General features: G+C 58.0%; 14 protein-coding genes and 2 pseudogenes. 6 read left to right on the forward strand and 10 right to left on the reverse strand.

The features are described from left to right. Positions 1-469: 469 nt before the first annotated feature. From rpoH to hspD, 4 genes and pseudogenes are all read right to left on the reverse strand, one after another. Entirely contained in the window at positions 470-1,372 is a 903-nt protein-coding gene (gene rpoH / locus ACVIHF_RS03580) for an RNA polymerase sigma factor RpoH (protein WP_456791652.1), read from the reverse strand. Positions 1,373-1,452: 80 nt separating this feature from the next. After that, positions 1,453-1,959, reverse strand: coding sequence for a hypothetical protein (locus tag ACVIHF_RS03585; protein WP_456791653.1), 507 nt, complete (start codon positions 1,957-1,959; stop codon positions 1,453-1,455). A gap of 18 nt (positions 1,960-1,977) precedes the next feature. Next, positions 1,978-2,297: pseudogene (locus ACVIHF_RS03590) on the reverse strand (hypothetical protein). A gap of 70 nt (positions 2,298-2,367) precedes the next feature. Next, positions 2,368-2,823 carry a small heat shock protein HspD gene (gene hspD, locus ACVIHF_RS03595; RefSeq protein ID WP_456794064.1) on the reverse strand — a complete coding sequence of 152 codons (456 nt, stop codon included), beginning with the start codon at positions 2,821-2,823 and terminating at the stop codon, positions 2,368-2,370. A gap of 470 nt (positions 2,824-3,293) precedes the next feature. On the opposite strand from hspD, the gene ACVIHF_RS03600 reads away from it, so the two are divergent. Continuing rightward, positions 3,294-3,452: a hypothetical protein gene (locus ACVIHF_RS03600; protein WP_456791654.1), complete on the forward strand. Its 159-nt coding sequence runs from the start codon at positions 3,294-3,296 to the stop codon at positions 3,450-3,452. Between the two features lie 933 nt (positions 3,453-4,385). On the opposite strand, the gene ACVIHF_RS03605 is transcribed toward ACVIHF_RS03600, so the two are convergent. The 3 genes from ACVIHF_RS03605 to ACVIHF_RS03615 form a co-directional block, all read right to left on the reverse strand. Further along, positions 4,386-4,544: a hypothetical protein gene (locus ACVIHF_RS03605; protein WP_456791655.1), complete on the reverse strand. Its 159-nt coding sequence runs from the start codon at positions 4,542-4,544 to the stop codon at positions 4,386-4,388. Positions 4,545-5,127: 583 nt separating this feature from the next. Next, positions 5,128-5,370 carry a DUF6471 domain-containing protein gene (locus ACVIHF_RS03610; protein WP_456791656.1) on the reverse strand — a complete coding sequence of 81 codons (243 nt, stop codon included), beginning with the start codon at positions 5,368-5,370 and terminating at the stop codon, positions 5,128-5,130. A 387-nt stretch (positions 5,371-5,757) separates the two neighbouring features. Next, entirely contained in the window at positions 5,758-6,015 is a 258-nt protein-coding gene (locus ACVIHF_RS03615) for a hypothetical protein (RefSeq protein ID WP_456791657.1), read from the reverse strand. Positions 6,016-6,271: 256 nt separating this feature from the next. Between ACVIHF_RS03615 and ACVIHF_RS03620 the strand changes: the two genes are divergently transcribed. Further along, positions 6,272-7,414, forward strand: coding sequence for an HWE histidine kinase domain-containing protein (locus ACVIHF_RS03620; protein WP_456791658.1), 1,143 nt, complete (start codon positions 6,272-6,274; stop codon positions 7,412-7,414). A gap of 444 nt (positions 7,415-7,858) precedes the next feature. Here the strand turns inward: ACVIHF_RS03620 and ACVIHF_RS03625 are convergent. Further along, positions 7,859-8,892 (reverse strand): annotated as a pseudogene (locus ACVIHF_RS03625) (IS110 family RNA-guided transposase). A 274-nt stretch (positions 8,893-9,166) separates the two neighbouring features. Between ACVIHF_RS03625 and ACVIHF_RS03630 the strand changes: the two are divergent. Next, positions 9,167-9,934: a DNA-processing protein DprA gene (locus ACVIHF_RS03630; RefSeq protein WP_456791659.1), complete on the forward strand. Its 768-nt coding sequence runs from the start codon at positions 9,167-9,169 to the stop codon at positions 9,932-9,934. A gap of 684 nt (positions 9,935-10,618) precedes the next feature. Here the strand turns inward: ACVIHF_RS03630 and ACVIHF_RS03635 are convergent. Next, the gene (locus tag ACVIHF_RS03635; protein WP_456791661.1) at positions 10,619-11,527 is read right to left on the reverse strand and encodes a LysR family transcriptional regulator; all 909 of its coding nucleotides are present in this window, start codon (positions 11,525-11,527) and stop codon (positions 10,619-10,621) included. 1,040 nt (positions 11,528-12,567) lie between these two features. Here ACVIHF_RS03635 and ACVIHF_RS03640 point away from each other — a divergent pair. The 3 genes from ACVIHF_RS03640 to nolL all read left to right on the forward strand — a co-directional run bounded on the left by ACVIHF_RS03640 (position 12,568) and on the right by nolL (position 16,641). Next, positions 12,568-13,866: a glycoside hydrolase family 28 protein gene (locus ACVIHF_RS03640; protein WP_456791662.1), complete on the forward strand. Its 1,299-nt coding sequence runs from the start codon at positions 12,568-12,570 to the stop codon at positions 13,864-13,866. 258 nt (positions 13,867-14,124) lie between these two features. After that, on the forward strand, positions 14,125-15,105 hold the full coding sequence (locus tag ACVIHF_RS03645) for a pectinesterase family protein (RefSeq protein ID WP_456791663.1): 981 nt from the start codon (positions 14,125-14,127) through the stop codon (positions 15,103-15,105). Positions 15,106-15,522: 417 nt separating this feature from the next. Continuing rightward, positions 15,523-16,641, forward strand: a complete 1,119-nt coding sequence (gene nolL, locus ACVIHF_RS03650) for a nodulation factor fucose acetyltransferase NolL (RefSeq protein ID WP_456794065.1) — start codon at positions 15,523-15,525, stop codon at positions 16,639-16,641. Positions 16,642-16,843: 202 nt separating this feature from the next. Here nolL and ACVIHF_RS03655 read toward each other — a convergent pair whose 3' ends face one another. Continuing rightward, positions 16,844-18,211 (reverse strand): carbohydrate porin, encoded by a 1,368-nt coding sequence (locus ACVIHF_RS03655; protein WP_456791664.1) that lies wholly within the window; start codon positions 18,209-18,211, stop codon positions 16,844-16,846. Positions 18,212-19,415 lie beyond the last annotated feature (1,204 nt).

Here is a 19,415-nt window from a genome sequence, read left to right on the forward strand (position 1 = left end):
GTACGAAGGAGCGCCGGACACCAATCCAGTGTGCAGTTCAATCCGCCGGCCCCGATCAGGCGGCCGGCACCGCGGCTGTGGCAAAGAATGAGTTGGAAAAACGAGTTTGGCTCCAAGAGGGGTCTGAGAAAAATTCTGGGTTCGATGCAGAAATTTCTGCGTCGGGCTTACCAAGCTCCACCTGGAAGAGGGAGCCCACTACGGTGCGTCCCGAATCCCTATTGTTGCAATGCGTGGCACCGCCTCAGGCGGAATCGCGAATCTCCGTGTCTTTGGCGAACGAGCTGACGTCAGCACTATTCTGATGCCTTTGTAGTAATGACGTTGAGCGCAGGCGAGCAGTTTCAAATGGCGGAGATATGTCGTGCCGCGCAGATGGCTCCTGCCGCGGCCATGCTGTTCGCGGTCATCAGACAAAGAATGAATGGCGTTAGTATCGTATAGTCAAGCGCCTGAGCCGAAGGTGTGTTTACCATTCCTTCGAATGTTGTATGGACTTTTCAGACAGGCTTCCTCCTGCCAGCATCGCGGACTGTACCTTTTCAAATGACCGCTGCTCGATTTGGCGGACACGCTCGCGCGATATTTCGTACTCCAAGGCAAGCGCTTCGAGCTTCGGGGGATCCTCACTCAAATAGCGTGCTGTGAAGATACGTCTTTCACGGGGGCTTAGCTTCTCAATGGCTGCTGTCAATGCTTGGCGCCGTTGAGCCAATTCCTGGTGCTCGGCCAACGTCACGTCATGAGTAGGCGACGGATCGACCAGCCGTTCGAGGGCATCGCCGACGTCGCCGGCATCGTTGTGACGTAAATTCAGGGACAGGTCGCCACGCAGGCGACGGTCCATATTCACGACTTCACGTTCGGGTACCTTGAGGTGAGTGGCGATCGTCTTGACCTGTTCTGGCCTCAGATCCCCGTCCTCCAAGGCGGCGATCGCACTCTTCGATTGCCTCAATTTGAAGAATAGCTTCTTCTGGGCAGCGTCCGCCGTGATCTTCACCAGCGACCAGGAGCGAAGAACAAAATCCTGGATCGTTGCCTTGATCCACCACATGGCATAGGTGGAAAGGCGGATGCCCCGCTCAGGATCGAATCGCCGCACGGCCTGCATCAGGCCGACATTGCCCTCGGAAATGATATCGGCAACGGGTAGCCCATAACCTCGATATCGCATGCCGATTTTCGCAACGAGACGCAGGTGGCTTGTCACCAGGCGATAAGCCGCTTCACGATCGCCGTGGTTTCGCCATCGCCGACCAAGGATGGTCTCTTCGTCCCGAGTGAGGATCGGAAATTTTCTAATTTCCGCTAAATACTTCGTCAGCCCGGTGCCGAGCGACGGCAATTTCTGAGAAACAGTTTGAGACATTTCCCCCTCGCAGCGCTCAACAAATTCCCGTCTCTGCCGCGCTCTCGTCAGAGTCGCGGCAGAGCAACAAAAGCATCGGTCTACAGGGCGGGACTATCGTCCGCCTCATGGCTGCCAAAACGTCGGCCTTTTCGGTTGGAGCCATCGGTCCTTCGATCCGAATCGGACTCCAGAAGGCGCAGGGCATCCACGATGTCGTCGAAGCTCACAGCTCCATCGATTGTCCGGTTCAATTCTGGATCGTCTTTCACGGCGCAAGCATCCGCGGCCCAAAGCGATAGAATGGCCCGTTTTTCGTACGATGTGAGGTCGCAATCATCGACAACGTCCATTGGATGAGCAAAGGCCTCGGCTGGATGCAGCAGCCGGGCCATCTCCAGGTTCGTTGCTCGTCGGCGATCCATCTGCAGCGAGAGGCGATCGGGAAACGTCTCACGCAAAAGAGCCTCCACGGAACGCTGCTCTTCGCTTATCCGGCGTGCGATATAAGCTCGCTCCAGGTCCGAGAGCCGCGTCGCGAGCAGCCTGCGGTAGCGCCGAATATTGGCGCGATGGGCACGCAGGCGTTCAAGATTTCCCTCGATCATCACTCGTCCCCTTCCGGCTCAGGCGGCCAAGGCACGTTCGGCTGAGCGCAACCGACAAGGCTTTCCACCCGGAGGATTCCAGGGTCTGCCGTCGAGTTCGCGCAGGGCCTCGAGGATTTCGTCGACGATACGGGCTTCTTCAGTCCGGCGGGCGAGCGGAGCGACGGGCATGATGCTATCGCCGATGCGTCGGACGCCCAGGATGCCAGAATTGCCCGCTTCTCGGCCGTCGTCAGGCCGGCGTGGCACACGACATCGCTGGGATGTTTGAAAGCGGTGCCGGGATGCAGGAGCGCGTTGAAGTCAAACACGTTGTCGTCAGCGGTCGTCGGCCGCATGGTATCCTCCTTTGCATTGACGACGAGCGGCAGCCGCGCGAAGCCTCGCGCGGCGCCGGTCGGAGCCTGCTTAGGCTGCCTTGGCTTCCAATTTCTGGACATCGTCGGCCGATACGCCGTTGATTGCGATACGGCGCGGCTTCACGGCTTCCGGGATTTCCCGGACCAGCTCAATCTTGAGCAAGCCGTTGTCGAATGCGGCGCTCTTGACCTGAACGTAATCCGCCAGGTTGAACTGCCGCTTGAAGCTGCGGGTGGAGATGCCGCGATAGAGAAAATCGCGCTCAGCCTTCTCCGACTTGCTGCCCTCAATGGTGATCACGTTCTGTTCGGCCGTGATCGTGATCTCGTTGGGCGCAAAACCTGCAACCGCCAACGAAATCTGGTAGCGGTCCTCAGACAGCCGTTCGATATTGTAGGGCGGATAGTTGTCCTCGCCGGCCCGCTGGGCCATTTCCGCGAGATCAAAAAGGCGGTCGAAGCCAATGGTCGAACGCCAAAGGGGCGAGAAATCATAAGTGCGCATAGCCAAATCCTCCAAAGAGCAAGATGGTTACGAGCGGCACCGGACACGACCGGTGCCCGTCTCAACGGCCGGACCCATGAGGCGCCCGGACACCACCGTTCGGTGGCGACAAAAAAATTAGCAAAGTCGTTTTTGGTTTCAAGAGGGGCCAAAAATTTTTTAGAGCTTTGATCCCCGGTAACCTGGCCTGACGTTCGTTTCGTTAACAAGTGCTAAAGCGAATTATGCACCCGGGCCCGCGATTCGGCAGCGCGGTTGAGGCGCAGGTTCGCCGTCCTCGAGCGCCAGGGAAGCTGCGTGACCCATAGACGGGCCGCGCGTGGAGCATTAGCTGACCCGGGTTGCAGTCCCCTGGAGGTCGGACGGAAGAAGGACATTGGGTTCATTGCTGTCTGGCAACAGCAGCGTGTCCATCTTGGCCCTCGTGGCCTTCATAGGTGGGTGGGTACAAGTTCGGAGGCCGACTGGACATGCTCGAATTTCGAGTGAAAGCGGTTGAGGACGCGCTCAAAATCATCGCAAGCGCGATCGAGAAGCAGAACGCGAACGAAACTCTTCGCGAGCTGGTGAATCAGCGGGTTGTTGCGGTTGAAGGTCACGCTTCTCCGGGGCCTCGCCTTGTGCGGTAGGGGTTCTCGGTCTGGAGAGGATCGAGGAGTTAATTCAAACTCCCATCGACGGCGGCGTCAAGTCTCGGGAAAAAGCGGAAATTGTCTCGCCGGGATTCACATGGTTTATTTTCGGACCGGAGCGTCGTTTGGGATGATCCGAGCAACAGGGCAGCTAATTTTCATTTCGTATTTTTTCAGCCCTAGAACGACGACCGTTGCTTCCTGGCGGACAGCGGCTCGGCGATCCAGCTTGCCCCAGCATGATCCGGATGCTGGGGTTTCTTTTATGAGTAGGAACGAAGCGCAAGCATTGGCATTTGTCGCCCTGTTCGGTGCCGCACCGCTACAGGCACTGAGACGCCCAGCTACACACTGGCCCCAGCTTCACCGCTGGGGCCCTCTCTTATTACGCCGTCCAGATAGGACACTTGCCGCGACAAACGACAAACTAAGACACCCAATCGCATCGGGAAGGAGTAGCAATTTCTGACACCGGTGTTTGTTTTAAAGCCTCGGGTCACGTCCCGATTCATCAAAGGACGACTGGCCCCGGCACCAGCCTCTAGGCCCCCAAAGGTGCTGGGGCCGTTTTCTGTTAGAGGCCGCCAACTGGGGCGGCCTACACAGGCCTGATTTTTGTTTTCAGCTTACGATCGATCAGCATCTCGGCCCGGCGCTTCGCTAGTTCTGCCAATCGTGTGCGCACGGTATGGCGGGTGGTTTCTCCGCCGATCTCAATGATGATCTCGAACTGATCATCATATAGGCGTCTCACGTCGAAGGTGACGCCCCTGTGGGTGAAGGTGCCTGGCATACGTAGGGGGTAGCAAATCGATGTGCGGTCCTTGCACCGGGATGCTACGGGAAATTGTCCCGCTGTAGGAATGGAGCCATGCAAAGGCCCCTTGCGGAAGTGGCCTTAATCTTCCGCGTCGCTAGCTGGCGGACTTGCTAGGCTGAGGCCTTCATGGTCCGCTCGACCTCATCAGGTAGCGCCCGGTGGTGTGCCGCCAGCTTGGCAAACAGTTCTTTCTTTGTCGGATTGGTCGCCAGCTTGCACTCCTCCGCTTCGACGCGAAGCTTCTCCAAGTGCGCCTGCATGTCCTTCATTTTGGGCTCCTGATGCCGAGAACCATGTTTGTGGACTCATGCAGCGCGTCAACCGTGCGCTGGATGCGAGAGCCGGCAGCCGTAGCGTCGGGCGCTCAGACTACCCCGAGACGCACCGGGGGGCGAGCTCCAGCTGCGCGGCATCCAGTCTTCCGGATCGTCCAGCGCGAACAGCGATGCTCGACGCAACCGCTGGCGTGGTCCGCAGAGCCTCATTACGAGGCAGCGATTATAGCGGGCCACGTACAGGGTCACGGCTGCGGTATTATGGCGCAAACGCCACAAGGGTTATGAGGACGAGCACGGCAGTACTGAAAGCTGCAATGCCAAGGCAAATGCGTGCCGGGACTGAATGGGATTCGAAACGTGGGAGTTCAGGCATTGCGCGCTCCACTTGCTTTTTTTGGGGCGAGGCGGGAGCGCGGTGACTGACAGCGATCTCGTCACCGATAGATGCCGAAAGGCCGTGCGGTGATAGAGACAAACCTGCGCTCTATTTCGTGCGAGCGCCAGCAATATGTTTCTCCCCGATCACGGAACGATCTGAAAACGCCTCAAGGTACCAAATTGCCGGTTTTTGCGGTCAAATCTCCTCCAGCACTACCTGCTCAAGTTCTAGTGCTGCGACGCATGCAAGGAAGAAGATCGCCGTAAACGATCCCCGCTTGAGCTTCATGGTAATCCCGGCTTCCGTTTCATCCTTGAGGCCGTGCTTTTTCAACCGCTTGACCAATTCCGCGTAGGTCACGTCGGCTTTCTTCAACTCGGCCTTGAGGAAGGCGCTCGCGCGCTCTCCCCATTCCTTTTCCGCCTTGGGTAGGACCATAGCGCTTCCTATCGATTTCGTGAGCTAACAAATATGATAGACTGGCCTTGACTTCCGGTCAAACCATCCATATCCGTTAGCTATCATATTCGATAGGGCGCGGCAATGCGCGGCAGACCGACGAAAGACCCTCACACCCGTCCGGCCATCAACACCCTTGAACGGCTTCCTATGGAGCTGGGCGGGCAGATACTCGCCAACCGGCAACAGCACGACACTTTGGCTGAGCAGATGCGACACGTCGAGGCCGTCATCAAGATGCTGGACCCCAGCTACAACCTGGGGCGGATCGCGGTGAAGCGGCGGAACCCTAACCCGTGGTTCAGGCGCGGCACCCTCTACGGCGGGCGCTGGACGTGCTCAGGACGGCCACGGAGCCGATGACGACTAGCGGCCCATGGCGTGCAGGACGCCACGGGCGACGACGTGCAAGGCATTGGTGCTGGGCATCCAGCACAGCCTCAAGAACCATGAGGGAAGGGGCGTGGAGAAGGTTGGTGAGGGTATCAGCGCGTCAATCCGCTCGCCTGATGAGATGTAGTCCATCGCGTCATCGGCGGTCCTCGCCTCAATAACCTCAAACCCCGCGCCTCGAAGCTGCTCAGCTGCGTCAAATCGGATGAACCATTCGTCCTCCACGAACAAAACCCTGATCCGTTAGCTCTTTTTGCTGCGCTTGGGGGACCATCGTTGGCTCCTCGGATGCTGGTCAGCCAACCTACAGAGGGGTGCAGCGTTCCAAGCCGTTGAGTTCTTTTGCTAATTGGAGACGTAAGCGTCGCGGCGGGAACATTCTCGGCCGACCGCCGACCTACAGCGGCGGTTGATGATAGGGCCCGTTGCGACAGCTCGTTATGCCCATCTCGTCGTTGCTCTGTTGACATCAGGGTTTCGTGGGCCATTGTTCCCGATTCCAGCGTTTGCTTTGTTGATCGCCATGGGCACTGTTCGAGAAGTAAAAGGCGATTTTCCGCGGGCTGAGGGCGAAGCTGCCGCGCTCATCCGGTCTTTCGACTGGTCCACCACCAGCTTGGGACCAATCGTTGGGTGGCCAATGCACCTCAGGAGCGCGGTGAGCCTTATGCTGCCGGCCAAAGCACAAATCGTGCTGTTTTGGGGAGCCGAATTTGTCGCTCTCTACAACGACGCCTATGCTCCTACGATAGGTCAGAAGCATCCAAAGGCATTTGGGCGACCAGCACGCGAAAATTGGGCCGAGCTGTGGGACGATTTAGAACCGCTTCTCAGGCGCGTCCTTGACACCGGCGAAACAGTCTTCGCAAAGGACCGCCCCTTCTACATTGAGCGGCACGGCTACCCAGAGACAGTTTATTTCGACATCTCGTATTCTCCAGTTCAGAACGAGGCTGGCGAAACTGGCGGTGTACTTTGCATCGTTAGTGAGACGACCGAGCGTGTAGTTGCGCAAGAGCGCCAACGGTTGCTCGCTCGGGAAGCAAACCATCGCGTAAAGAACATGTTTGCCGTTTTCCACGGCATCATAAGTCTGAGCGCTCGGTCAGCCAGAACTCCGCAAGAGATGGCTCAATCGTTACGAGGCCGTCTTGACGCTCTAATGCATGCCAAGGACCTAATCCGTCCTGGAATCATGGGTACCGAGGCGCATAGCGAGCGAACGACGGTGGGAGACGTGGTGCGAACGGTCTTGCAGCCGTATGAAGATGAGGCGTCCAGCGAACGCATCATGGTAAGAGGACCAACTGTCCCCGTGGGTCCTATGGCCGTTACAAGCCTCGCACTCGCGCTCCATGAAACCACTACGAATGCGGCCAAGTATGGCGCATTATCGGAGCCGACCGGTTCGATAAACATCGCATGGGAGACGCAAGGCGGGGACCTCCATCTTGAATGGGAGGAGACAGGCGGCCCGGTTATTATTGCAGCGCCTTCGGCAAGGGGTTTTGGGAGTGTGCTTGCGGAGCGCAGCATTGCCGCGCAACTGGGCGGCAAGGTGGAATATGATTGGTTACCGAGCGGGCTCAGGTTAAGGATTTCGATTCCTTTGGATCGTCTTGCAGTCTGAGTGCGGGGATAGTCTGTTTCGGGCTACTTGACGCCGCTCCTCCAATAGCGCCGACAGAATAACTGTTGGTGGTCTCATTCACTTTGGAACGTCGGCAGTTGGCCCCTCGCGACATTTGCTGCAATTGCACAAAGGTGGTCGGTGTCGGGGTAAACGGACATCGAGTAAATTTATGAGTACGCGGCCTTCTGTAATGGGCCCGATGATGTCAAGCCTCCCGAGTGAACGTCACGCCGCCGAGCTCATGCTTCTGTCCGTGGTCAACGCCTGGCCGCCACATCATGCTGTCAGAGGGAGCGGTGAACCTATCTAGATACGCGTGGTTCATCAGATGACGGCCACTGGCCGTGTAACGGCTTCACCGGATCCACCGTCCCGGCGACGGGACTTCGGGCACTGGGCTTCTGTTCAGCCCGGTTGCGTTCTTGATCTCCTCCACGTCCACTATGCTGCGATCGGCCCCGCTTCAGCCCATCGGTAAGTTGTGCCGTCGACCCAGATCCGATGCAGGATCACTGCGATCTTGCGTGCCAGGGCGGCTTTTGCGCGCTTCGAGCCTCGCCGCTTGGCGACGTCCATCCCCCAACGCTTGAGTTTTGAGAACCGCGTGATGCGCGATAACAGAACGTTGGCGGCCTCGTACAGCACCGTGCGCACCGTTTCATCGCCAGCCAACGTGATCCCGCCCGTGACGTCCTTTTCTCCCGATTGGTATTTCTTTGGCGTGAGCCCGAACAGCGCGCCTGCCGCCTTCGATTTTACGATGCGATAAGGGTCATCAATTGCCGATTTGTAGGTGATAGCCACCAGGGGACCAACGCCCGGTACTGTCATCAGCCGGCGACAGATTGCATCGTCACGCACAATTGCCAGCACAGCCTTGTGCAGCCTTCCGTACTCTGCCTTCAAGGCCGATCGGGCCGAAAGCATCGCCGCGGCTATGCGCTCCAATGTCGCCTGACCCGCAACCAACTCTCGGATCCGCGCTTCGAACGTTTTCCGCGTCACCGGGCCTACCTTCAGACCAAAGCCACGCAAAATCCCGCGGATACTCAACTCTACGTCGATCAGCAGCCCGAGAAGCTGTTCACGTGCGATTAGGAGGGCCCGGATCTCCTGCGCATCGACCGACTTTGCGTGTACAGGCCGAACCATCCCATCCGGATCAACTGGGCGATCCCGCGCGCATCCTTGCGATCAGTCTTTACCGTCATCGCAGCCAATGCGGCCTTCACATGCCGTGTTTCGAGCAGAACCGTCTCGAAGCCTGCTCCTTTCAGGCCCGCATGCAGCCACTGTGACAGCGGCCCCGCCTCCAGCCCGATCCGCTTTATCGCAAACCCAAGCCTCTCGAAAAACTCGACTAAGGCGTCGGGTTCGCTCGCTACCTTCGCCTCCTTCAGGATCTTACCCTGGGCATCCACAACGCACACGCTCGACAGTTCCAATGACACGTCGATTCCGGCATAGTTCTCCACGGCTGTCCTCCGTCTCCAGATGCTTGGGGCCGACTCAGGTCGTGACCCCGTTTCATCATCTATCGGGCGACAGCCACCATCTTCACCCCTTGCTCGGAGCCGGGCCCATTAGGGCATCTAGTCGATCCATGAATCTTCTTGCACGAATGAACGATGGCCCGGCTGTATCATCCGTTTCGCCGCGCCGAGAGCTAGGCGCGTACGAGGCTCTTTGGCTTGAAAAAGGTACAACGTCAAAACCATCGCCGAGAAATTTTCAGCAGACCCGACTGCCGTGCCGTCTGATTTCGTGTCGGCATCGGTCGCCGATGTGCGCGCCTCGGAAGTCTTGGCGACGTTGAAGAAATCGGGAGTGTCCCGCTTCGGCACCAGGCTAAATCTCACGGGCAATTATCCCTCCAAGCTGCGGGACGCGAAGCATCCTGTGGAGATGCTGTATTTCCAAGGCGCTTGGGAACTCGCAGAGACTCGGTGCGTCGCAGTCATTGGGAGCCGCAATCCGAGTGAAGAGGGGGTGCGACGCGCGGCGAAGATTGCTCGAGCGCTAGTCAAGCGCGGCTTCAGCGTCGTGTCGGGACTGGCAACCGGCATTGATACCGCTGCTCATACGGCCGCAGTTGACGCGAAGGGCCATACCATCGCTGTGATCGGTACGCCGATCGGGACCTATTACCCACAGGAAAACCAGCCTCTCCAGCGCAGCATCGCGGAGCAGCATCTGCTCATCTCTCAGGTGCCAGTGCTCAGCTACGCCAGTCAGCACGTTCCGCAGAACAAGCTGTTTTTCCCTGAGCGGAACGTCACGATGAGCGCTCTCACCGAGGGCACCATAATAGTGGAGGCTAGCGACACGAGCGGGACGCTCACGCAGGCTCGCGCCGCCCTTCAACAGGGGCGCAAGCTGTTCATCCTCGCTTCCTGCTTCAAGCGAGACGACATCACCTGGCCGGCAAACTTCGAGAAGCGGGGCGCGATCCGTGTCCGCGACCTCGCCGATATCTGGGGCGCGTTAGGTGATGGCACGCCTGCTCCAGCAAATTGACGAGACCACTGGTACCTCATGAGGACGACGATTGTCATGACCTGTACGAGTACACGGCCCGCAAGGGGTGGCGCGGCGGCGACACCAATCAGCTGATCCATAATCTTCAGAAGAAGCGAAACGATGGTGGTCACCAATACAAGGCTCCGGCGATTGCCCGACGCGCTCGCGACCTGTCTGCGGTCTTGAACGCCGAATGGTTGGCCCAGGCCACGATTGTTCCGATACCACCGTCGAAGGTGAAGACCGATCCTGCCTACGATGATTTGATGGTGCAGATTTGCAAAGGGTCCGCGCCCCGACCCCGCCGGACTTCCGGGAGCTGCTCGAACAGATCGCCTCTATGGACACGTTCAAAGGTCGCAACAGGAAGTCTCCGGCGGAACTCAAACACAATTACAGGATTGCGGAAAACCAGCTGCAAAACCTACGCGGTATCGTCGGCGTCAATCGAGAGCACCACTCTCAATCCAACTCTTCTATTTACAGCGAAAGTTCCGGTCTGGCATTTGGCGTAAGAGAGCTAGACTCGAAACACAGTTAAAGACTGCTCTCAATCAGCAGAATTCCAGCAGGTGATCCGTGCGCACCGGGAGATCGCGGAGTTCCGAAATCCGCCCCTGATTTGGTCCCCAGGCAGGCAGGGCCGTCTAACTGTCGGCGGACCACCGTCCGCGATTCGGGTCACCGTCTATTCATGGTCTCTACTGAACGAGCACGGTGGGGTTGATGGTGCTTGTCGTCGAATATTCCTTTGACCCTTTGTAAAAGTCTCGTCGCAACCTCCTTTCGCAACCCCGGCCTCGCACAGATGATAGCCCTTAGATCGGACAGTTGCGGCAGGTAGTAGTCGGGCGATTGAACCAGATCGTCAGGCACGCAGAACGAAGGCAGTGCAGTCAGACCCACACCAAGGCGCACGGCTGACAGTCTCACCAGGTGGTCGGAGGCGTGAAGAACAATCCTGTAGGCCGATCCCATCCTGTCCAACTGAGCGATCATCCAGTCGTGATCAGGAAGGGTTACTATCGGAATAGGAGTGCCCGGGCGGTGGACGAAATCGCGCGAGCGAACCCAGGTGGCCGGGAATGTCCGTTGTTCAAGGATGGTTTTTGAAAGATCGGAATCCACATCCGTAGTGAAAATGCAGGCTACGTCTATGTAGCCTTCGATCAGACCCTTGCGGATCGCGCTGGAATGATCGGCGCATATAAAGAGGTCCGAAAAGTCGTCTGTTCCGGCCCGCTCCAAAAGTCTTTGAGCAAAGAGGCTGCTGAGGCCGACACGATGAACGGTCGCGTTGCCACGACCGGCAAGCCTGAGCATTTGGTCGTTAGCCTCGAGTATTATACGAGCCTGCTGGAGGACGAGTTCGCCGAGGTCGGTCGCGGTCGTGCCATTGGGCGTTTTGTCAAACAGTTGCCCGCCAATCAGTCCCTGCAATCGCTTAACCTGGGCGGTGACCGCGGGCTGACTAAGCCCGAGCTTGCCTGCGGCTTTCGTCAAGCTGCCTGTCTCGGCTATGGCTACAACAGTACGAATTGACTCAATCGGAACGTTTAGCGCTCGCAGCATAATTTCGCACAGAATCATGAACCTGCATCGGTTCTACCACCGCGGTCGCAATATCACACCGCAAAGAGCAGCCCACATGTCAGGTAAAGTAGCTGCATGTATGGCAGTTGTGTACGTAACGTACCCAACGGCGCGCTCGCGCCTAATCACGACGACTCGCCGCCCCCTGCAATGATCGCGGTCAACTCGCGCCCCGCTATATCACGCGCCGCCGCTTGCAAGTGGTCGGGCGCGTGCTGTCTCTTTTCGGCATCCGACGCGCGGCTGCGGGTCCGCACAGCCGTTGCGGCCATCATCCCCCAACAGACGTGCTGCCTGCTCTTCGATTCGATGAGGCTCGCAAAACCACGACATGCTGAACGCGGAAAACGCTTCAGGCCGCGAGCACCGGCGCCGCGAACTGCGCTATTCAATCACTCACCGCGCCGAGCCGTTCTGTAAACCACGGCGGCGCCCGAGCAGTAACTTGTCGTTCATCTGCGCTCTGCCGGTTCGTTCTCGTCCCGGCTTATTGCCCCCGAAAGCGCTGCTCGGTCGGTATGGGCCTCCGATATTTATTTGACGCTACTTGCCGCTTTCATAGATGTGGATCACGATGCCTCGCGTCGTACGCGTTAAGCGGCCGCACGATGCTGAGCTTGTCGTGGAAATCTCTTATTCGAGATCTTGCAGGCAAGAATGTTTGATCCAGGGCAAAATGAAGGGCCGAGATCGAGAAATCAGCTCACGTGCATAGCCGTCGATCGACCCGATCCTGCTCTGGTTCTGTTCAGTCCAAAGCAGCCTGTTCTACCTGAGCACATGGTGCCTGGCCGCCTCGTATCTGGCTTGCGGCTGCTCCGTTCGCTGAAGAATCGATGCGGACGTGAGGTGCTCCGACTCTGCCTCGATGGCATCAGCCGCAGAGTGCGGTCGTTGCCGGCAAAGCCCACGCTCTCGTTTGCGGTCTTATAAATGTCATCTTGCGCGGGCCAGTGCGGCGAGCGGTGGCCGATTGGCTGGCGCTCAGCTCAGGACAAGGTAGTGGCGAGGATGCTCGCGGCAACGAGACGAGGTCGATGACAAAGCTTTTTCGCGAATGGACCCTGTTGTTCAGCGTTGCCTTCATCGCTTTTTGCCCCACCGCGAAAGCACAAGATCGCCGCATTGTCGCCGAACCCGGAGCACCTCAAACGGTCTGCGACCGCCCGGTGCCGTCTGGTGGGAACGACACGGCGAGGCTGCAAGGTGCCATCGACCATTGCCCTGCCGGTGCTGCGGTCTATCTCGGGCGTGGCGAGTTCCGATCGGGCGCACTCGAGATGAAATCGGGCGTGACCTTGTGGATCGGACGCGGTGCAACGCTTTTCGCCATCCCCGAACCTGCTGCCTACGACAAGGGCCGCGGACAGTGTGGTCGCATCGGGGCGAAAGGCGACGGTTGTCGGCCGTTCGTCAGCTTTTCCAAAACGCGTGGCGGCGGCATCTACGGCGACGGCATCATCGACGGACAGGGCGGTGCACCGATGGTCGGCAGCGCCGAAACCTGGTGGCAGCTGGCCCGCCGCGCACAGGCCGAGGGCGGCAACCAGAACGCCCCGCGTTTGATCCAGATTGATCACGCACAGGACATCACTGTTTCTGGCGTCACCTTGCGCAATTCACCCAGTTTCCATGTCGCGATGAACCGGGTCCAAGGTGCCACGTTCTGGGGCCTCACGATCGATGCACCGCCCGATGCCCGCAATACCGACGGCATCGATCCTGGCGCCAGCCAGGACGTAACCATCACCCACAGTTTTATCCGCACTGGAGACGATAACGTCGCAATCAAAGCCGGCGACAATGGCGCAACCCGTCATATCTCCATCACCGATAACTATTTCGGCTGGGGGCACGGGATGTCGATCGGCAGCGAGGTGAATTCTGGCGCCAGCGACATACTGGTCCGCAACCTGATCTTGGACGGCACGACGTCCGGCCTGCGCATCAAGAGCGATATCAGCCGAGGCGGCCTGGTCGAACGGGTGACCTATGAGAATGTGTGTCTGCGGGGCAACCGATGGCCGGTCGCGTTCGATACAAAATACGATCCACGTGCCCAAGGCACGAGGATTCCAGTCTATCGCCAGATCCTTCTGCGCCATGTGCGTGGCGACAATGGTGCGCTGCTGATGCGCGGGGTCGACGAGCGGCACGCCCTTGATGTGACGCTCGAGGATGTTCGATTTGCCGATTCCGCGACTTGGCAACTCGAACATGCCAATGTGACTGCCGATCATTCTGAGGTGTCGCCGCCGCTGCCCGGGCGAGCCAGAGAACCGGCGTCGCGCGGATGGGAGGGATGTGCCAGAGCATTCCGGGACGGAAATGACTAAGCACAACTCGGTGTCGAATCTCAGGCCGGTCAGATCCGCCTCGATACCGCTTTGATTCACGGGCGTTGCGACGAGACACGGCGCTGACACCCTCATTGCAGCAGTCCGACAGGGTCACCGCCATCGGACGTTCCCGCAGTTGCGCGAGAGTTCCGGCTCGGTGGAGAAACGTGTTGATCATGCTCAGCTGGTTGTCGCGGCGGGACGTTATCCCGACTGCATCGAGCGTGCAGCGAGCCCGACAAAAGGTGAGACCACATGCGGATTTTCGCGCTGTTCGCTGCAGTTCTGGTCGGAGGTTTCTGCATCTCGGCGGCCCATGCTCAGCCACTTCTTGTCTCGCATGCCGAAAGGGCAGCCTATCACTCGGTTCAGGAAGCGATCGACGCATTACCGATCCAAGGCGGGGACATCCAGATCGCGCCGGGCATTTATCGCGAGAAGGTCAAAGTCTCTAGATCTGGTGTTCATATCAGAGGTTCCGGCAAGAAGCCGGATGATACGGTCGTTGTGTATGGCGACGGCGCGATCAATGTCGGAGGAACCACTCGTTCTGCGACGCTGGACGCCTCTGGCGATGATTTCCGGCTCGATAATTTGACAATCCAAAACGACTACGGGCTCAATCCGGCCAATCCATCCTCGCAGGCGGTGGCGTTGTCGGTTACTGGAGACAGGGACGTTATCACCCGCGTCCGCCTGCTCGGCGCCCAGGACACGCTGTTTGCTGGTAAGCGGCCGAACGGCCGAGTATCGCGACAATACTTCTCGAACTGCTACATCGAGGGGCATGTCGATTTCATATTTGGTGATGCCAAGGCCTATTTCCGACAATGTGAGTTGCACGGCATCGCAAATCAAGCGGTCGTGTACACCGCACAGAGCAAAGGAGCCTCGGACGAGGACAGCGCGTATGTTTTCGATCATTGCAGGCTGACTGCCGACCCTGCCGCGCGCTATGTGGCGCTCGGCCGGCCTTGGCGCCCCTATGCCACAGTGGTGTTCCTGTCGACGAAGATGGATGCACCGATCATCGCGGAAGGCTGGCGCGAGTGGACTCCGGGCAAGACGATTACACTTAAGACGGCCAACTATGCCGAATACAAATCCTCCGGCATTGGAGCCAATCCGGCAGGCCGCGAGCCTCACTCTCATCAACTGACCGATAGCGAAGCCGCGAAATGGTCGCTGAGGGCGTTCTTCGGCGAGGCCACGGATTGGCTGCCCAGCGGAAGATAGGGCACAGAAACATTCACGAAAAGGCGTAGTTGATGCCATGCGCCGTCCTGGTATGGATGACGGCGAGGGAAGCTTTGCTTGGGTTCGAACGCACCCGCGGCAGCTCAACTTCAGGCGGGCTGCGAAGCCACAGCTGGCCGGCTTTATGTTGCACGCTTCAGAAGAAATCATGCGATCGCCGCGCCGCTGCTTGTTGCGAATTCTTGATCTCGTCAGCTTTTCGAAAGCTCACGGCCGCACGATCGCCGATCGGCAAACCCTCGTATAACTCGTTCCCTCTTTCTTTATACCGATCACGTGCCTCCATATAATTGAACATTGGTGCCCAGCCAGCTATCGGAGCGTAGCCTCTAGATGGCAATTGCCTCCACGATGATCGGTCGGATCGATCTCCATGGAGCAAAGCTGCAGCAGCGAATGACTGATACATTGCGAAATTTAACCGGATCGACTGCGCCTGGTGCGCCAGAGGCGAACGATCGCGATCTAGCTTTGGATTTTGCCAAAGGAGTGCTGATCATTTTGGTGATCGTCGGTCACCTGATCCAGTATATCCTCTACCGAGATGAAGGCTTCTGGGATTCGCCATGCTTCAAATGGATCTACATGTTCCATATGCCTCTCTTTATGGCGATAAGCGGATATTTTGCTTGCCGTGCGCTGTTGCGAAAGTCGTTGGCGCAAGCCGTCGGCGATCGGGCGATGCAGCTCTTGCTGCCCATGCTGTTTTGGTACGCCCTCCTGGAGACAGCAAAGTTGGCTGTGCTTCCCCGCGCGCCTGACGCATCGGGCGACATTTTGCCAGTTCTAAACGATGTTGCCGGCACATACTGGTTCATCTGGGCAGCGTTCGTTCATTTTCTTCTCGTTAAAAGTCTTTCGATCTTCGATCATTGCTCGCCCTGGATCTTGTTCGTATCAGTCGTACTGGTCGCGCTCGCACCCCTGACATTCTCCATATTTCCTCTCATAAAGTATACTTACCCGTTTTTCTGCCTGGGCTTCTCATTTGCGCAGTCGAAAGGCCGGTGGACAAGCATAACACCCTCGTACAAGCTGATCTTGGTCGTGTCTCTCTGGATAGCGGCACTGGTGTGTTTTCTGGCCTGGCAGAAGGACACTTACGTCTACAAAAATCTCGCGCTGGTTCAAGATGTGCTGTCGGCGAAGAACGTGCTTCTGATGCTTTTTGGCTCTGCGGCAGCTTCAGCGATCATGCTTGAGCTCTTCTTGCAATGCTGGAGATCTGGCCGCTCAAATCGAGTGGTCCGCTTTATCGCCGTGGAAATAGGACAGAGCACGCTGGTGCTGTACTTGATTCAGGGTACGGTATTTCGCCTCATGGATTCGATAAAGTACGCAGTGCCTTCGGATCTCACAACCAGGTTGGCCGTAGCGGGAATTCTAGGGGGAGCGATTGTTCTCGTCACGCTGATGGTGCGCCGAACCGTGCGCGACATTCCCTATCTGTCTCAGCTCATTCTAGGAGCTTCACCCCGCGCCCTTTGTCCAGCGGGACGGCCCGCGCATAACTAGAGCTGTAGCCAAAATCGGGTCAGAAGCCCCCGAGATCATCCGAGAGCCGGCTCCCGGTTCGCTCTTCGCAGCCTCCAGCCGGCGCGTTGACAGAACTAGCACGCAAATTTCGGTAACGCCACAATTTGAAATTCAAACTGACGCATTACCTAATTGTTCAAGCCGAGGACAGGGAAGCCGAATTGGTGTGCATCCTCGATGACTAGAAGAATATCAGCGTAGATGCCAGAAGATTGAGGGCGTGCTCCGTTTGGGGCGTGTGTGTGACGCTTGTCGGGTTATGGACGTATGACAGTCCGACCGTTGCATACACACCCGGGGCGAGATGCGCGGTGTATGTTCCCGTAATTGCAGTGGTATCGCGATGCGCAAGCTGTCCTTTTGCCAAGGCGGCATCCACTGCAAACTTGCTCCAGGCGGTGTTGGTGGCGACAAGAGCCATCAGATCACTGGGACGGCTATCAAAAGGTCCCTTCGCATACAGCCGAAGCTCGTAATACCGGCTGATCCGGTTTAAGTCAGGCGGAGCTCCCATGATGGAGAACCCGCCATAGACGCCGCGAGATGGCGTCTCCTCAACGTCACTCTGCCAGAGCTGCCTGTCAGCAGCGACGTAATGAAAGTTATTCCCGCTCTCCCTTTGTTGATCCGGATCCGCTAGATTCTTGTAGCGGCTGCTGTTGAAACCAATGCCCGCCCGCAGCCACGTGTCGGGCACGCCGGGAGCGGCCTTGCTCTTGTAGCCAAGCTCGTCAACGAAAAGAATGCCTGTATTGGCCGTACTCCAGTTCAGGCCGGTTGGATTGTCGGTTATCTGCGCATAAGGACCATCCGGACTGATGGAGCGCTGCACGGAGACTTTGTTGTACCAGCGATCACCAAAATTGTACTTAAGGTTGACGGCGGGCGTGGGAGCGGCGTTGGTGCTCATGCCTGCCTGGAACAAGGCAAACATGTTTGATCCTGAGATCCCTCCGAACAATGTGCCGGTGAACTCATTCTGATTTCTGAGATAGCCAAGTTTGAGTTCGAATTTCCTGTCGAGGAAAGTTTGATAATAGGCGAGTGTATTCAGCCCCACTCGATCCGGTCCCGGGCGCTTCCATGTCCAGTATTGCTGTTCCGCTCCCACGACAATCTGGCCATCGGGAATGCCAAACCGGCTGAGATCGTAGGTGACGATCATGAAGTTCGCCGTAGCAAACGTCGGATTCTGCCCCATGTAGAGCTGGTTGGCGATACTGCTTCTGGCCGCATTCGGCAGCTGGTTGTTGGCAAACGTGTTGTGCGTCCAGCCGATATAGCCGATCCCGACGTCTGCCAGAGCGGATCTAACGCCGTCCCTGTCCTGAACAATCGTATCGGCAGGGCCCGGTATGGTGAGCCAGATCCCTTTTTCTCGGAAAGTATCGAAGCGTGCGAAGGGGTCGATCGTCTTTCGCGTTTGCGTCTGAATAGCCCGATCGGCGCTGCTGCGCTTTATGAGAGACAGGTTGGGAGCTGATTCCGGCGCCGAGGCACGAAGTCGAATTGGCGGATTGACCACGCCCATCCGGAGCTTTGTGTACATGTCGGGCGCTCTTGGCGTTCTGCTCTTAGTGGCTTGGTCCACAGCGCTGCTCTTGGGACCAGGCTCGTCAGCAGTTTGTGCCAAAACAGGGGGGGCGACCAAAAAAACCGCGAGAGAAAGTGCGACGGCAAGTCGCGGGTTCTTCTCGCTTGATCGCAAGCTGCAGGCAAGTGCTGCCGTAGCCGAAGATGTCCGAGGCGTCGTCGCCGCAACAAAGCAATCACCCACAGTTTCTTCGCGTCCTTGTTTGCGAACCATGCATGAATTGAAAACCGGCCTTGATGGCCGAGAACGGACTTCCCAAGCCTTGGCGTCTAAGGACAAGGGGGGCGACGCCTCACGGGCAAGGCGGTTCGTCCATCCCAGCGAGATCCGCTTAACGCGCCGAGCCACGTCGCCCGTAAACGCGAGAACGATCTGGTCTGCACCTTGTTGTGCATCAGGCCGGATCTACCGAGAGTGAGCAGCGCTTGCTGGCTGGACGAGAACCGCTGGCAGCGAGCGCGCGGAGCCTCAGCTGTCCTCGCCGCCAAGACATTGCGAGCCTCGACCCTGCTTCACTATGGGGCAGAGGACTGCAGCTGTGCCGAGCATCCCGCTCGAAGAGGCCGTTCTCGACGAAATGGCGGCCACCGGAATGCAAAGCTAGCCAAGCCGGCGCCGTGGCTTCATGAAGCTGTCTTGGTATCGTCGTTTGCGAACGGCGAAACGATCGATGACCGCGATTTCCAGAGAGCCTTGAAATCTCTACGCGCAGCGATCGCGTCACAACGTTCATGATGGTGGCCCAGGAGACCAGAGGAATCAGGTTTCGAGCTGCTTTGGTGGCTGTGGGCGAGCAGTTGCTAACTCCGTCCGCTCCATTGGCATGGCCAAATCTGTAGTGCATTCTTAGTTCCTGGACCTGTGATCCCGCAGCGTTCGTTTCGGCCACGCTTGCCATGTGGCCGTCGTCTCGATCAACCTGCCATAACTGGTAGTTGGCCATGTCCAGCGCTTGCCGCTCCAATGGCAACGTGACTCGAGCGCCAGCTGTCGCGCCTTACGCGGCAGCAAGCCGTGAAATTGCCGGTCTCGGCAGCGCGAAAGCTGAGATTCAGACCTTGAAGGAATAGCGGCCGGTTCGCATCAGGCGCCGGCAGGACAAGAAAATCTGCAAGGTTCTCCTGAATGATGCGAAAATGCTGCGCTATGGCCCTCGAAG

The organism is Bradyrhizobium sp. USDA 4506, assembly GCF_054058795.1.

What these genes read in the sequence shown, in the direction of transcription:
- nolL (WP_456794065.1), top strand. Translation starts at nt 15,523, where the DNA reads ATGACTGATACATTGCGAAATTTAACCGGATCGACTGCGCCTGGTGCG.
- ACVIHF_RS03600 (WP_456791654.1), top strand. Translation starts at nt 3,294, where the DNA reads ATGCTCGAATTTCGAGTGAAAGCGGTTGAGGACGCGCTCAAAATCATC.
- rpoH (WP_456791652.1), bottom strand. Translation starts at nt 1,372, where the DNA reads ATGTCTCAAACTGTTTCTCAGAAATTGCCGTCGCTCGGCACCGGGCTG.
- ACVIHF_RS03645 (WP_456791663.1), top strand. Translation starts at nt 14,125, where the DNA reads ATGCGGATTTTCGCGCTGTTCGCTGCAGTTCTGGTCGGAGGTTTCTGC.
- ACVIHF_RS03585 (WP_456791653.1), bottom strand. Translation starts at nt 1,959, where the DNA reads ATGATCGAGGGAAATCTTGAACGCCTGCGTGCCCATCGCGCCAATATT.
- ACVIHF_RS03610 (WP_456791656.1), bottom strand. Translation starts at nt 5,370, where the DNA reads ATGGTCCTACCCAAGGCGGAAAAGGAATGGGGAGAGCGCGCGAGCGCC.
- hspD (WP_456794064.1), bottom strand. Translation starts at nt 2,823, where the DNA reads ATGCGCACTTATGATTTCTCGCCCCTTTGGCGTTCGACCATTGGCTTC.
- ACVIHF_RS03655 (WP_456791664.1), bottom strand. Translation starts at nt 18,211, where the DNA reads ATGTACACAAAGCTCCGGATGGGCGTGGTCAATCCGCCAATTCGACTT.
- ACVIHF_RS03635 (WP_456791661.1), bottom strand. Translation starts at nt 11,527, where the DNA reads ATGATTCTGTGCGAAATTATGCTGCGAGCGCTAAACGTTCCGATTGAG.
- ACVIHF_RS03605 (WP_456791655.1), bottom strand. Translation starts at nt 4,544, where the DNA reads ATGAAGGACATGCAGGCGCACTTGGAGAAGCTTCGCGTCGAAGCGGAG.
- ACVIHF_RS03640 (WP_456791662.1), top strand. Translation starts at nt 12,568, where the DNA reads ATGACAAAGCTTTTTCGCGAATGGACCCTGTTGTTCAGCGTTGCCTTC.